Below are 14,554 nucleotides of genomic sequence, written 5' to 3'. Positions count from 1 at the left end.
TAACGCTGTCGAGTGGATTGCTGCTGGTCGCGAGCAGAAGCCTGAAGCAGCTCTGAAAGTAGGGGCTGTAGATGCAGTGGTTGAAACCGAAAAGCTAGTGGATTCTGCTGTAGCCATTATCAAACGTTGTCTGGCAGGTGAACTGGACTTTAATGCCCGTAAAGATGAAAAACGTTCACCACTCAAGCTACCTTTGCTGGAATCTCTGATGGCTTTTGAAACAACCATGGCGGTTGTCAAGCAGCAGGCCGGTCCACATATGCCAGCGCCCGCGGCTTCTGTTAAAGCCATCAAAAAGCATGCTGAGCTGCCAAGAGATGAAGCTCTGAAAGTCGAAGCTGAAGGTTTCATTAAACTGGCCAAGACACCTGTCTCTGATGTTCTGGTGGGACTGTTCCTGAACGACCAGATGCTCAAGAAGAAGACCAAGGAACTGACCAGGCAGGCGGGTAAAGTTGAGAAGGCCGCTGTTCTGGGTGCCGGTATCATGGGCGGTGGCATTGCTTACCAGTCTGCTTACAAGGGCACTCCTATTCTGATGAAAGACATCGCTCAGGATGGTCTGAACCTGGGACTGGCCGAAGCCAGCAAACTGCTGTCCAAGCGAGTAGCCCGTGGTCGTATGGACCCTCTGAAAATGGGTGAGGTTCTCAATCACATTGTTCCAACTTTGTCGTACAGTGAGTTTGGTGATGTCGATGTCGTTGTGGAAGCGGTTGTCGAGAATGTCAATGTCAAGAAAGCGGTACTGGGTGAAGTAGAAAATCACGTCAGTGAAGACGCTGTTCTGGCTTCTAATACTTCAACCATTTCTATAACAGAACTGGCTAAGGATCTGAAAAGACCGGAAAAATTCTGTGGCATGCACTTCTTTAACCCGGTTCACGCCATGCCTCTGGTTGAAGTGATTCGTGGTGAGAAAACCAGCGAAGAAACGGTTGCAACCGTTGTCGCCTATGCCAAGAAGATGGGCAAAGTGCCTATCGTTGTTAACGACTGTCCCGGATTCCTGGTTAACCGTGTGCTTTTCCCATACTTCGGCGGCTTCGCTTCATTGGTGAAAGACGGTGCTGACTTCCAGAAAGTCGACAAAGTTATGGAGAAGTTTGGCTGGCCAATGGGTCCTGCCTACCTGCTTGATGTTGTCGGTATTGATACAGGCTCCCATGCTGAAAAAGTGATGGCTGAAGGCTTCCCGGATCGTATGTCCCGTGACTGGAAGAACGCTATTGATGTGATGTATGAGAAGGGGCGTTACGGACAGAAGACCAACGTCGGCTTTTACAAATACGAGCAGGACAAGAAAGGTAAGCCCAAGAAAGTGGTTGACGAAACGGCTTATCAGCTTCTCTCTGAAGTGGCAGGTGAAAGCCGTGAGTTTGAAACACAGGAAATTATTGATCGCATGATGATTCCACTGTGTATGGAAACCGTTCGCACACTGGAAGACGGCATTGTTGATACCCCAGCAGAGGCGGACCTGGCTCTGCTCAACGGCATCGGCTTCCCGATTTTCCGTGGCGGTGCCCTGAAGTACATCGATAGCATGGGTGTCGACAAGTTCGTAGAGCTGGCTGATCAGTACGCTCATATCAGTCCTCTGTACCAGCCTACTGAAAAGCTGCGGGAAATGGCCCGTGAAGGCAAAACGTTTTACGGCGCGTAAACAGCCTTGAGCCACAAAAAAAGTGGCTAATCACGATCAACAGATTTAAGAGAGAATTGACTATGAGCCTTAATCCGAGAGACGCCGTAATCGTAGACTATGGCCGGACCCCCATGGGTCGTTCCAAGGGTGGCATGTATCGAAATGTCCGTGCCGATGATCTGTCTGCAAACCTCATCACAGGGGTTCTGAACCGTAACCCTGGTGTTAACCCTGAAGAAGTTGAAGATGTCATCTGGGGTTGTGTTAACCAGACTCTGGAGCAGGGGTGGAACGTTGCCCGTATGGCATCCCTGATGACTCCGATCCCTCATACTTCTTCTGCCCAGACTGTCAGCCGTCTGTGTGGTTCTTCCATGAGTGCACTGCACACTGCTGCTCAGGCTATTCAAACCGGGAACGGTGATGTCTTTGTCGTAGGTGGTGTTGAGCACATGGGACATGTAGGCATGATGCATGGAGTGGATCCTAATCCACGTCTGTCAAAATATGCTGCCAAAGCGGCAGGCATGATGGGTCTGACCGCAGAAATGCTGGGGTTGATGCACGGTATTACTCGTGAAGCCCAGGATGAATTTGGTGTCAGATCTCATATGAGAGCCTGGGAAGCAACCAAAGCCGGTCACTTCAAGGATGAGATCATCCCCATGCAGGGGCATGATGATGATGGCAACCTGGCAGTCTTCACCGAAGATCAGACGATCCGTCCTGAAACCACGCTTGAAGGACTGGCTCAACTGAAGCCAGCCTTTAACCCGAAAGGTACAGTCACAGCTGGTACTTCTTCCCAGATTACCGATGGGGCTTCCTGCATGATCGTTATGTCCGCACAGCGTGCTCAGGATCTGGGTCTTCAACCAATGGCCGTGATTCGTTCCATGGCGGTTGCTGGTGTTGATCCGTCCATCATGGGTTATGGACCTGTACCCAGCACCAAAAAAGCACTGGAGCGTGCAGGCCTGACTATCGATGATATTGATCATGTTGAGCTCAATGAAGCGTTTGCTGCTCAGGCTCTGCCTGTTCTGAAAGACCTGAACCTGCTGGAGAAGATGGACGAGAAGGTGAACCTGAACGGTGGGGCAATAGCTCTGGGTCACCCCTTCGGATGCTCCGGTGCCCGAATCTCCGGTACCCTGCTGAACGTGATGAAGCAAAACAACGGTACGATCGGTGTGGCTACGATGTGTGTAGGACTGGGTCAGGGTATTACTACGGTCTTTGAGCGTCTGTAATACGTCGGCCTTTGCCAGGCGTGCCTGCCTGGCTTATCCTGCCTGAACGTATTTACCCCGGAATGTCATTTCGGGGTATCCTGCTTTTATGTATTTTTATGCAGAGGCTCTACTTCTCTGATGGGGATCTCTGACAAGGTTTGCTTGAGTCGCTTTGTCGACAAAAAAAGCCGGTTTTTTCCCGTGAATAATCATCCTGAAATCTGTCAGGCTTCGCAGTAATTAAATAATCTTTTGATATTCAAGGTAATTATTGCTTATAACCGGGTGGATTAATCATTGTGGCTGTGAAACGATAAATAAGAGGGTCGTTCAAGAAAAAATTGCCATCACTGAAGAGTTTTGCTTGACCGATGTTTTTCTTGACCTTATATATTGAAACAATTTTCAATTCCCGACCTTTCTTGTTTTGGTCGCAGGCAGCACTGAGTGTTTTTAATCTTTTTTCCAGGCTTGTCAGCATAACCGGAACAATGGAGCTGATTACAGGACGTGTAAGGTAGCATGGGTAAATCTCTAGTTATCGTCGAGTCGCCGGCCAAGGCGAAGACTATAAACAAATATCTGGGCAAGGACTTTGTTGTTAAGTCCAGTGTTGGTCACATTCGTGACCTGCCCACCGCGGGTGGCTCCAAGAAGCCTGTGGATCCCAAAGCTCGGGCAAGGGCCGCTGCTGAGACACGTAAGCTATCTCCTGAGCAGAAAATCATCCATAAGAAGCGCAAAGCCAAAGAACAGCTCATTGAAAGAATGGGCATTGACCCTGAAGAAGGGTGGAAAGCCCGTTACGAAATTTTGCCTGGCAAAGAGAAAGTGGTCGATGAGCTTCGACGCCTTGCCGAGTCTGCTGACAAAATCTACCTCGCAACGGATTTGGACCGTGAGGGAGAGGCTATAGCCTGGCATCTTCAGGAGGCCATAGGGGGAGAGCCTGATCGATATCGGCGGGTCGTTTTCAATGAAATTACCAAGAATGCCATCCAGGAAGCCTTCAAGGAGCCGGGTATTCTCAATATTGACCGGGTCAATGCCCAGCAGGCAAGGCGGTTCCTCGACCGCGTAGTGGGTTATATGGTTTCCCCATTGCTCTGGGCGAAAATTGCCCGTGGCCTGTCGGCAGGGCGAGTCCAGTCTGTAGCGGTTAAGTTAATTGTTGAGCGGGAGCGTGAAGTCAGAAGTTTTATCCCGGAAGAGTATTGGGAAGTCTATGCTGACCTGACTACCGGGAGTGGGGAAGTTATTCGCTTCCAAGTCGCCAAAGAAGCCGGTGACGCCTTCAGACCTACCAGTGAGGCCTCCACTGAAGTTGTTCTGGAAAAGCTGAGACGTGCTGATTACCAGCTGACAGAGCGAGAAGATAAGCCGACCCGCAGTCGTCCTTCTGCCCCTTTTATTACCTCAACGCTACAGCAGGCAGCCAGCACCCGTCTTGGATTCAGTGTCAAGAAAACCATGATGATGGCTCAACGCCTCTACGAAGCGGGTCATATTACTTATATGCGTACTGACTCCACCAATCTGAGTCAGGAAGCAGTGGAGAGTGCCCGGGAGTTTATTAATGGTACCTACGGTGCGAAGTATCTGCCAGAGGAGCCAAACCGGTATTCCAGCAAAGAAGGCGCTCAGGAGGCACACGAAGCAATACGTCCTTCCTCTGTGACTGCTCAGCCGGGTTCTATATCCGGACTTGAGAAGGATGCAGAGCGACTCTATGAGCTGATCTGGAGACAATTTGTTGCCTGTCAGATGACGCCCGCGGAGTACCTGAGCACTTCCCTGACGGTCAGAGTGGATGACTTTGATCTGAGGGCGAGAGGCAGAACCCTGAAGTTTGATGGCTACACTCGTGTCATGGCAGCTATTGCCAAGAAGGGTGAAGACATCATTCTGCCCGCCCTGAACAAAGGTGACCCCCTGGATCTGAAAAAACTGGACCCGAAACAACTCTTTACAAAGCCGCCGGCCCGTTTCAGTGAAGCGGCTCTGGTTAAGGAGCTGGAGAAGCGCGGAATTGGAAGACCCTCGACTTATGCTTCCATAATTTCGACCATTCAGGATCGTGGTTATGTATCTCTGAAAAATCGTCGTTTCTATGCCGAGAAAATGGGCGATATTGTCACAGACCGGCTGGTTGAAAATTTCCATGATCTTATGGATTACAACTTTACCGCCAATATGGAGTCAAATCTCGATGTGGTGGCTGAAGGTGGCAAGAACTGGAAGGATCTGCTGGACCATTTCTACAGTGATTTCAGCAACAAGCTGGAGCAGGCTGAAAACGACAGTGATGGCATGCGATCCAATGACCCTTCTCCCACCGACATCAAATGTCCTGAATGTGGCAGGGATATGATGATTCGTACAGCGAGTACTGGCGTCTTCCTGGGCTGTTCCGGTTACTCGCTCCCCCCGAAGGAGCGTTGTAAATGTACGATTAATCTGGTGCCTGGAGAAGAGGTTGAAGATGCTGACGATGAGAATGCTGAAGTTAACGCTTTGCGAGCTATGCATCGTTGTCCCAAGTGTTCTACAGCGATGGAAAGCTATCTGATTGATGAGCAGCGCAAGCTTCATGTCTGTGGTAATAACCCGGACTGCTCCGGCTATGAAGTGGAACAAGGTCAGTTCAAGCTCAAAGGTTATGATGGCCCTGTGCTTGAATGTGACAAATGTGGCTCCGAGATGCAGCTGAAATCGGGACGTTTTGGCAAATACTTTGGTTGCACCAACAGTGAGTGTAAAAACACCCGTAAACTGCTGAAGAGTGGGGAAGCGGCCCCCCCAAAAATGGATCCGGTGCCCATGCCCGAACTTAAGTGTCTGAAAGTGGATGATCACTACATTCTCAGGGACGGTGCCTCCGGACTTTTTCTGGCCGCCAGCCAATTTCCAAAGAATCGTGAGACCCGTGCTCCTCTGGTCAGTGAACTGATCCCTCATCAGGCGGCTATTGATCCTAAATATCATTATCTTCTGGATGCTCCGAGACAGGATGCTGAAGGCAATCCAGCGATAATCCGCTTTAGTCGTAAAACCAAGACTCAGTATGTTATGAGTGAGTCAGAAGGTAAGGCGACGGGGTGGAGTGCTACCTTCCAGGAAGGTAAGTGGGAAGAAAAAGTCACCAGAAAGCGCAAAAAATCCTGATCTGGCCTGTTCAAAAACAAGACCTTCGCGGTGATCCGTGAGGGTCTTTCTATTTGTGAGAATGATTATGTCTGAGCAGTGGCGAGCCTATACCAATAAGAAGTTGCACTATGCCCGTTTACAATTGGGTACTTGGGAAAGAGCAGAACCTTTCGAGCAGGAAGCTTTTCGCGAAGCATTTTTGTTGCATGCTCGTCAGGCATATTTCTCCATGCTGGCAGAGATATTGTCTCCTTATGGTCATCAGTTAAGCCGTCTGATGTCTCTGGAAGAAGCTTACAACTTGGTAAGTGAGCAGGAAGGTGATGTTTCTGAACTCGAGCAGCTAAAACAATTAGAGTTGTCTGACAGCTGGCTGGCAGATTTACTCAAAGCTTATGGCGAAATTTCACTTTTAGACGATGATATACAATCATATTCTAATAAAATCAATACTGCCATGATTGCTTCGGACAGTGCTGGAAGTACAAGAGGTGTTAAAACACCGGAAAGTGCCAAAAGTATTCTTGCTTCCCTCAAGGAATTGGTGGGCCACTTCAGAAATTTCAATCTCGAATGGTGACTTAATCATTTACTGCTCATTCTGCGTTCAACCGTTGGGATCGCCATAGACTGGGGAGTATCTTGTGCCCAGGGAGGGATATAGGTACAAAGTCTTATATAAGCCGGGGTCAACACTCAATGAGCCAGGGGGGGGGCTCTGTAGGTGCGATTCAGACAGGTTTGACAGAGGTACCCTATGACAAAGATCATGCTGTGCTGTTCTGCAGGTATGTCTACCAGTATGCTGGTTAATCATCCTTTCACATTACTCTGCATTGACCTGTTGCATCATGATGCACAATGCTGCATGATTTCCACCTCTTACTCGCTATTTATGGGACGAAATATGGCTGCATCGTTTTTGGAAATTGTGGAACTTCCAACAGGAGAGATTGTTTTGCGACGCAGTGATGAAGAGGGCGAGCCCCTGCTGACCATGAAATTTTCCGGGGAAGCCAAGGAGTATCTTGAAGGAGAGTATCTACAAGTGGCAAAGGTCATGTTTGACGCCGGAATGCGGGAAGTTGCTGAACTGACTCGTCCCCAATCCTCTGAAGAAGAGATTCCTGAGAACAGAGTGCTGCATTGACTCTATCTTCAAGGCAGTGACAGGTTTTCATGCAACCTGCCTGCTGCGAATAGCCAGTCCCTGACACTGTCCATTGCGGGCAGCGCTTTCAAGCTTGATTAGCCACCCTTTATCCAAGTGTCCCAGCCAACTAATGACGGTGTGGCTGGTTCCGGATGCCAGTGCTTTCCGGGTGAGTTCCAGTGTCTGGTGATCATCGTTAGCGCTAAAAATTTGCACCTTGTCATGGTTCAGGTTGCAATTCTTTAACCATTGCAAGGTTCTGGTATCCGATTTGTCTGCCAGAATCAGAGTCAACCAGCGTTCACTGTCACTGGAAAGCTGACTGAGCATTGGTGTCAGGAGTTGTTCGGCCTGCCAGGGTTGTCCTGACAGAATGAGCTCATTAATACTGGGACTGGGAGAGCTTTTATTTTTCTCTGGTAACGTTTTTTTCAGGCTGGAGCGGTTTATGCGAACTGTGTTGCTCTGAAAGCCTGATGTTGAAAAATTGTGCCTTTCACTGCTTGTTCGGTACAGCATGAATCCTTCCTCCTGGCATGGTCCGGTCGCTTTTCGGTGTTCTCACTCAAGTGTACAGGTGCTCATACAACATCCGTTTCAGGATTGATTTCTGATCACCCCGACGCTTAAACCTTCGACCGCGAAAATATCATGAGTGAGATCGACGACAATGGTTTCGAACTCGTCGTTTTCCGGATGGAGTAATACCTTGTTTTTCTGTTTCTCGAATCGTTTAACGGTGACTTCGTCTTCTATCCTGGCGACGACAACCTGACCGTTTCGAACCTCTGTAGTCTTGTGAACGGCCAGCAGGTCACCATCAAGAATCCCGATGTTTTTCATGCTCATCCCTTTGACTCTTAACAAGAAGTCAGCGGCTGGGGTGAAGAAGCCGGGGTTGAGCATCAGGTGGTCTTCGATATGTTCCTGGGCGAGGATCGGGTTACCGGCAGCCACCTGTCCAATGATCGGAAGGCCTTCAGGCTGGCTGTCTGGAATTCGGATACCTCGTGAAGCACCGGGGGTAATTTCGATGGCGCCTTTACGGGCCAGTGCCCTGAGATGTTCTTCTGCCGCATTGGGTGAACGAAAACCGAAGGTCTTGGCGATTTCTGCCCTGGTGGGTGGGAAACCTGTCTCTTCGATATGAGACTTGATCAGGTCCAGTATTTCGGATTGCCGTTTAGTCAGTTTGATCATGGTCACTCAATCTGTTTTTTTATACAGTATCTGTGATTATATACAGTAATATTGCTCTGGCAAGTCATTATGTTAGGTCGGGCCGCGCAGGTCGGGCCGCGCAGGTCGGGCCGCGATGATGAGCAGCAATTGAACTAAGGGCCGTCAATGATGCATGTGGCAAGCTTTACCTTCCTACTGGTGAATGGTTGACCGATATTCGCAAACTGATTCTGTGAGGCTTTTGTTAAAAAAAATCCGGAGGTGATTAATCTCCGGATTTAGCATTGTATTGATTCATGGTTGATTAAAAGTTAACTTCTCACGCAGCGCGTCCCAGGCTTGAAAAGAAACCTCTAATTGAAAAGGAGAATCACGACCAAAAATCCTGACAAATTTAAAATGTTTGTCTCCAATTGATTTTAATATTCTTTCTCTAAGCTTTTTAGCCTCTTCCAAAGAAGACATCGTGAGTGTTAGCTGTATATGATCTGATTTAGTATTCTGAATATCAAACTCCCCATTCGGATTATAGTTCTGTTGTATTAAAGTACTTACACTCCCCATTGGAGTTTGATCGGTTACTTCTTTTTTAGATGTGAATTGATCATCAGACGTATAAACTTTGCTATCAGAACTGTCATCTTCACTATCAGACATATCATAATCGTTAAAAGTTACCAGATTATCAGAGCTCGGTTTTTCAGCAGGGATAATTGTAGGATTATCTTTGCTGTCAGAAATATAAAAATCAGTGGATTCAGAAGTTATTTTATCAATCATTTTATCCCATTCTCTAATTGAAACATATACTTCAATAGAAAAAAAGCTTTTGTTAACTCGAATTAAATTCCCATTTTTTTCACCAATTGATTCTAATACACTTTCTTTAAACTTTTTAGCACTATCCAAAGAAGAAAAACTGACTGTTAAATTAGTATTGTTTGCATCAGCACTTTGAATATCTAAATACCCATTTGGATTATAAAATTTATTTATATAAGTGCTCACATCAACAGTTTCAAAAGTTCTAAAAGACAGATCTTTTATTAGAGATAAGTTTTTTTGTACTTCTTCCTGTTTATTTAAGAACGGGTTATTAGAACTATCATCATCGCTATCAGATATATCATCATCGCTATCAAATATATCATCTTCGCTATCATACATATCAAAAGGGTTGGAACTTGCCAGTTTTTTAGAATTAGAACTCTGTTTTCCAGCGGTGCTGATTACAGGATCACCATCAAACTCCAAAAAGCTGCCATCCTTTATGACCAGCTCAATTAACCGATTACCTTCTTTGTCTACAATGGCAATGTAGCCAGGGCAGTCAAAATCAAAATGAGAAGTTCCAGATACGCACCTTGTTAAAATTTTTGCAACAGTCGCCATCTTACCGCTAGCACCTTCTTCATCAACAGATAATACGATCTTCTGAAGCACCTCCAGATCCTGATCTGCCGGTAGGCCTAGTCTTGTCAGATCTCCTGCTACTATGTCGGTTCCTAATGCCTCACACATTTTCTCGAGTAACTGAGTGTCGCAACTGTCTTCTACTTTTATTTTGGGTAGCGATAGCTGATATTTCGCTTCTTTATAATTTAATTGTTTAGTCAGCTCATTAATCGTTTCAGAATCAAGATTGTTAATCGCTGTGGCACTTTCTTTACGCGGTTTTATTGCGACCAGTTTAAGATCTTCTCCATTCACAGATTTGAATTCCTTGGCGATGGCAGCAAATTTGCTGTTAGAAGCACATTGAACCGTTTCAGTTTTAACCATCATTTTTACGTTGTTAATACGAGTTCCATCTGCGCATAGAAAGCTTTGAGGAGCGGTTTTATCTGGAGAAAAACTATCCTCCCAGACACCCCGGAATTCCATTACATTACCTATTGTCGCTGTAACTTCATTCATGCCATCAAACAAATTTTTAATTTTTCCTTTGGTTTTCTCCTTGACAAAATCTTCTGTGACTTCAGCTACGTTCCATTGATTACTTTCCAGCTTTTGAGTTTGATAACATTCAGAGAGTATTTTTTCTAATTGCTCATCCCTGACATGAAAAGCAGAAGCGATAAAGTTAGCGCAAGAGATTAACTGCTCAGGATGGCCTCCGTAAGGGTTGTCTTTGCTGAATTTACCGAGTTCTTTATGGATTTCAGTTTCCAGCTCTTCAGTCAAGGTTCCTTTGGGGATTCCCAAAATGGATTCCTTTTTGGCATTGTCATCTATGCACGCCAGAAGCATGCCCAAAACCGGAGTCAGGCTGGTAGGAGACGCTACCGTGCTTTTTTTGCCCTCACTGTTCAGAATCCCGAATGAGATTTTATCAATGAGTTTTTTAGCAATATCAGAAGCCTGTAGTGTGGTCCCGGTATGTGTGTCTTGCAGATTAAATGGCTGCGAAGACATTGATATTGATTTGATTGAGTGTCCAATAGGTGTCATAGTCATTTCTCCATTACTTGATAATAATTGATTAGCGTGAATAAACTCACTGCTTCCATGCTTTGTGCTTCCCTGTTTTGCAGCAAGAGCATTGTTTGTAGATTGCCGTAAATTATGGGTTGCCTGATTACTATTAGTTAAGTGTTTGTCGTCGATGAAATCACTAACCGATAAGTTAGTGATGGCAACAATTTGCACCCTGTAATAGTGTTGAGCAATGCTCCGTACCACTGACTCGTTGGGTTAACTCGATGAGGCTTTGCTACTAGTGGCCTTGACAGCTGAGGGTAAGAAACGTAGGTTCTAAACAGTCGTTTATTAATCTTATAAAATTCCCCGGATCATGGCACAACCTTCAACCGTAGAGAGAATTCTGGATTCAGCCGAGCTGCTCTTCGCCGAACATGGCTTCGCAGAAACCTCCTTAAGAACCATTACAAGACAGGCAGGGGTTAACCTGGCTGCAGTGAACTATCACTTTGGCTCTAAAAAAGCGTTGATACAGGCAGTATTTGCGCGTTTTCTGGCTCCCTTTATGGAGGGGCTGAATACCACTCTGGATGAGTGGTCAGATCACAGTGAGCAACCTGATCTTGAAGCTGTGCTTCAGATACTGGTTGACCATATTCTTGCTGTGAAACCCAGAAGGCCGGATGACATCTCTATTTTCATGAAACTCATGGGGCTGGCATTCACCCAGAACCAGGGGCACCTGAAACGTTATCTGACCGAAACCTATGGAACTGTCTTCAGTCGATACTTTGAGTTACTGTTCAGGGCCTGTCCTGACCTTCCGATTGCCGATAAATTCTGGCGTACCTACTTTAGTCTCGGTTCTGCTGTCTTCTCTGTATCCGGTGCTGATGCGCTCCTGTCCATCGCCAAGAGAGACTACGACATTGATGACAATCTTGAGAATATCATGAGAAGAATGGTGCCGTTTATGGCAGCCGGTCTGCGTGCTCATGCCACCCATGATAGTGGCCGATAATGTTTATTCTGCATGCAGGCTCTTAAGCCTGAGGCACTGCGAAGCCAATCAATACGAGATTCAGCTGTGCATATTAATGTTCGAATTGCCTCACAGACTCTGGAGTTGATGCAGGAGGGGGTAGAAACGATCTGTTACTCTGTCTCCACTGCCAGTAAGGGGACAGGTCAGCAGGAAGGTAGCTGGCAGACTCCCCTTGGTCATCATATTATTCGAGCTAAAATAGGTGACGGCCTTCCTCTCAATGCAGTGTTTGTAGGAAGGCGATACACGGGGGAGATTTATTCTCCGGAACTACAACAACAATACTCTGAACGTCGGGACTGGATCTTAAGCCGCATTCTCTGGCTAAGTGGCCTGGAACCCGGTTACAACCGTTTGGGAAATGTCGATACTATGCGACGATATATCTATATCCATGGAGCGCCTGATTCCGCTGTGATGGGCGAGCCGGGTTCAAGAGGCTGCGTAAGGATGCATGGTCATGACATGATTGATTTATTTGACCGGGTTGTTCCGGGAACTACCATTGATATTCTGCCAGAGTAGTCTTATCGCACGCAGTCAGGTCAGGAGAGCGGGAAAAGTATGAATACGCATGGTCAAAACGATGCGAAAAATAATGGTGTTCTGATCATTGACCTTGAAGGTCAGACACTCCAACCCGAAGAGCGGGAATTACTGCTGCATCCTGGCGTTGCTGGCGTATTGTTTTTCGCCAGAAATTTTCAAGATCGCAAACAGTTGTGTGACCTGGTCAGTGACATCAGAAGTATCCGGCAGAATCTGATTCTGATGGTCGATCAGGAAGGTGGCAGGGTGCAGCGTTTCAGGAACGACTTTACCCGTCTGCCGCCGGCAAAACATTACGCCAGATATTTCAATTGTGATCCTCAGAAAGCGCTCGAGTTGATTGAAGATTGCGGTTGGCTTATGGCAGAAGAGCTTCTTTCCTGCGGCCTTGACCTTAGTCTGGCTCCAGTATTGGATTTGAATCTTGGGCTGACCGAAATAGTGGGCGATCGTGCGTTAGGCAGTGAGACTGAAAACGTCATTAAACTGGCCACTGCATGGTGCAGTGGTGTCCATGAATCAGGAATGGCCTGTGTCGGTAAGCATTTTCCCGGCCATGGCAGTGTCAATGAAGACTCTCACCTGACCCTGCCCAGGGACAACCGTTCGTTAAACGCTATCCGGCAGCAAGACATGGTGCCATTCAAAACGTTGATAGAGCAGGGTATAGAAGCGATTATGCCCGCTCACATTGTCTTTTCTGAAGTGGATGATCAGCCTTGTGGTTTTTCTTCAATCTGGTTGAAAGATATTCTTAGAGAGCAGATTGGTTTTAGTGGAGTAGTTATTAGCGACTGTTTGACTATGGAAGGTGCCGCTTCAGCGGGAAGTTATACTCTCCGGGTTGAAAAAGCCTTGAATGCGGGTTGTGATCTCTTGTTACTCAGCAATAGGAAGGGGGTCCGGGAAGTTCTGCCCTGGCTTGAACAGTCTTCTTTCTGTCCGCCTGATTTTTCTTCACTTGAGGCCAGCGGCGGTCGAGCTTTGGAAGAACTGGTTACTCTGGATCGATATTTGAGTTGTAAGGACAGACTGGACTACCTTTCTGAACGATTCAAATGATTGTTCATAATGCGTCATATGCAGTGGGTGTTGTCTTTGGTGTCCATGTTCATTCCTTTCTCTCTTTATTCACCATAACTATCGCTCAACCTCTGAAAATAGCTATGACCCTATGTCGGATAAAAAGCAGCACATTTTCAGTTTTATAACACCATGTGTGACTTTTTCAGGTGTTCCGACAGCGGCAGGACTCATTATCAAAATACTTGGCCAATTGACTTATGACGGTTTCTATCTTGCGGTGGATTCGAACACACTGTGAACGACTGGACATCGCAGGAAAAAGGTGAAGCCAGTATTGTTGAAAATAGTTCCAGATCGCTATATATGGGAAAAATTTGACTGAACGCGAAATCCTAACTTTAATCGCAAAATCTGGTTCTTTTTATAATGCGTTGTTTACATGAGCCTGTATAAATACGCTTTTTTTCCGGTTCTGGCTATTTCCCTTTTGTGCCCGGCACCGACCGCGATTGCGTCGGTACCCATCGACCCGGTTCTGATCCACACCCTTACCCTGGACCCCAATCAGCCACCCATCACACCGCCCACTCTTAACAAGAACCATTGCGCACCACACGGAGCTTTCAGCATTGTCTGGCGTCAGGACGGCAGGTACATGGCGGTGGGGGTAGGTTCAGGTTCAGGGGATCGCAAATGTGGTTATACAGGCCCTGTGCTGATCTTTGATATGACCGACCCTCAGACCCCCCTGTTGGTGAACACTCTTAACGATGCAACAGACTGGATACGAAGCCTGGCCTACCACCCCGACGGCACCCTGCTGGCGGCTGGAGGGGATGACGGAAAAGTCAGACTCTATAATGGCACTCACCCGGCCATGCCTCTGTTTTCTCTGAACGATGCAACAGACTTGATAGCAATCCTGGCTTACCACCCCGACGGAACCCTGCTGGCGGCTGGAGAGGATGACAAAGTCAGAATCTATAATGGCACCCACCCGGCCATACCTCTGTACACCCTGGACGATGCAACAGACTGGGTACAAAGCCTGGCCTACCACCCCGACGGCACCCTGCTGGCGGCTGGAGCGGATGACAGAAAAGTCAGAATCTATAATGGCACCCACCCGGCCATGCCTCTGTTTTCTC

12 protein-coding genes are annotated in these 14,554 nt (G+C 47.1%); 9 read left to right on the top strand and 3 right to left on the bottom strand.

The window, feature by feature from the left end; all coding sequences use genetic code 11:
* From fadB to KDK18_RS11310, 5 genes are all read left to right on the top strand, one after another.
* Positions 1-1,666, top strand: a 1,666-nt coding sequence (gene fadB, locus KDK18_RS11330; protein ID WP_257255011.1) for a fatty acid oxidation complex subunit alpha FadB, incomplete at its 5' end; no start/stop codon positions are given.
* 62 nt (positions 1,667-1,728) lie between these two features.
* Positions 1,729-2,901: an acetyl-CoA C-acyltransferase FadA gene (gene fadA, locus KDK18_RS11325; RefSeq protein WP_257255010.1), complete on the top strand. Its 1,173-nt coding sequence runs from the start codon at positions 1,729-1,731 to the stop codon at positions 2,899-2,901.
* 504 nt (positions 2,902-3,405) lie between these two features.
* Complete coding sequence (topA, locus tag KDK18_RS11320) at positions 3,406-6,048, top strand: type I DNA topoisomerase (RefSeq protein WP_257255009.1); 2,643 nt, start codon at positions 3,406-3,408, stop codon at positions 6,046-6,048.
* Between the two features lie 67 nt (positions 6,049-6,115).
* On the top strand, positions 6,116-6,610 hold the full coding sequence (locus tag KDK18_RS11315; RefSeq protein ID WP_257255008.1) for a DUF6586 family protein: 495 nt from the start codon (positions 6,116-6,118) through the stop codon (positions 6,608-6,610).
* A gap of 177 nt (positions 6,611-6,787) precedes the next feature.
* Positions 6,788-7,180, top strand: coding sequence for a hypothetical protein (locus tag KDK18_RS11310; protein ID WP_257255007.1), 393 nt, complete (start codon positions 6,788-6,790; stop codon positions 7,178-7,180).
* Between the two features lie 27 nt (positions 7,181-7,207).
* On the opposite strand, the gene KDK18_RS11305 is transcribed toward KDK18_RS11310, so the two are convergent.
* The 3 genes from KDK18_RS11305 to KDK18_RS11295 form a co-directional block, all read right to left on the bottom strand.
* Entirely contained in the window at positions 7,208-7,702 is a 495-nt protein-coding gene (locus KDK18_RS11305; RefSeq protein ID WP_257255006.1) for a SulA-like leucine-rich domain-containing protein, read from the bottom strand.
* Positions 7,703-7,780: 78 nt separating this feature from the next.
* On the bottom strand, positions 7,781-8,383 hold the full coding sequence (gene lexA / locus KDK18_RS11300) for a transcriptional repressor LexA (RefSeq protein ID WP_306670710.1): 603 nt from the start codon (positions 8,381-8,383) through the stop codon (positions 7,781-7,783).
* 276 nt (positions 8,384-8,659) lie between these two features.
* A complete protein-coding gene (locus KDK18_RS11295; RefSeq protein ID WP_257255005.1) occupies positions 8,660-11,014 on the bottom strand; it encodes a serpin family protein in 2,355 nt (784 codons plus the stop codon).
* 145 nt (positions 11,015-11,159) lie between these two features.
* Between KDK18_RS11295 and KDK18_RS11290 the strand changes: the two genes are divergently transcribed.
* The 4 genes from KDK18_RS11290 to KDK18_RS11275 form a co-directional block, all read left to right on the top strand.
* Positions 11,160-11,807 carry a TetR/AcrR family transcriptional regulator gene (locus KDK18_RS11290; protein WP_257255004.1) on the top strand — a complete coding sequence of 216 codons (648 nt, stop codon included), beginning with the start codon at positions 11,160-11,162 and terminating at the stop codon, positions 11,805-11,807.
* Positions 11,808-11,873: 66 nt separating this feature from the next.
* Positions 11,874-12,356, top strand: coding sequence for a L,D-transpeptidase (locus KDK18_RS11285; protein WP_257255003.1), 483 nt, complete (start codon positions 11,874-11,876; stop codon positions 12,354-12,356).
* 39 nt (positions 12,357-12,395) lie between these two features.
* Positions 12,396-13,442, top strand: coding sequence for a beta-N-acetylhexosaminidase (gene nagZ / locus KDK18_RS11280; RefSeq protein WP_257255002.1), 1,047 nt, complete (start codon positions 12,396-12,398; stop codon positions 13,440-13,442).
* A gap of 403 nt (positions 13,443-13,845) precedes the next feature.
* Positions 13,846-14,554 (top strand): WD40 repeat domain-containing protein (locus KDK18_RS11275; protein ID WP_257255001.1); only part of this gene is annotated, 709 nt, incomplete at its 3' end.

The sequence above is a fragment of the Endozoicomonas sp. SESOKO3 genome (genome assembly GCF_024606255.1).
Note: the sequence above shows the minus strand (reverse complement) of the source record. Positions and strands in the feature narration are given on the sequence as shown.

Excerpts from the sequence above, each read along its gene's own strand:
- fadA (WP_257255010.1), top strand. The coding sequence starts at position 1,729 with ATGAGCCTTAATCCGAGAGACGCCGTAATCGTAGACTATGGCCGGACC.
- KDK18_RS11290 (WP_257255004.1), top strand. The coding sequence starts at position 11,160 with ATGGCACAACCTTCAACCGTAGAGAGAATTCTGGATTCAGCCGAGCTG.
- KDK18_RS11305 (WP_257255006.1), bottom strand. The coding sequence starts at position 7,702 with ATGCTGTACCGAACAAGCAGTGAAAGGCACAATTTTTCAACATCAGGC.
- nagZ (WP_257255002.1), top strand. The coding sequence starts at position 12,396 with ATGAATACGCATGGTCAAAACGATGCGAAAAATAATGGTGTTCTGATC.
- KDK18_RS11315 (WP_257255008.1), top strand. The coding sequence starts at position 6,116 with ATGTCTGAGCAGTGGCGAGCCTATACCAATAAGAAGTTGCACTATGCC.
- topA (WP_257255009.1), top strand. The coding sequence starts at position 3,406 with ATGGGTAAATCTCTAGTTATCGTCGAGTCGCCGGCCAAGGCGAAGACT.
- lexA (WP_306670710.1), bottom strand. The coding sequence starts at position 8,383 with ATGATCAAACTGACTAAACGGCAATCCGAAATACTGGACCTGATCAAG.
- KDK18_RS11310 (WP_257255007.1), top strand. The coding sequence starts at position 6,788 with ATGACAAAGATCATGCTGTGCTGTTCTGCAGGTATGTCTACCAGTATG.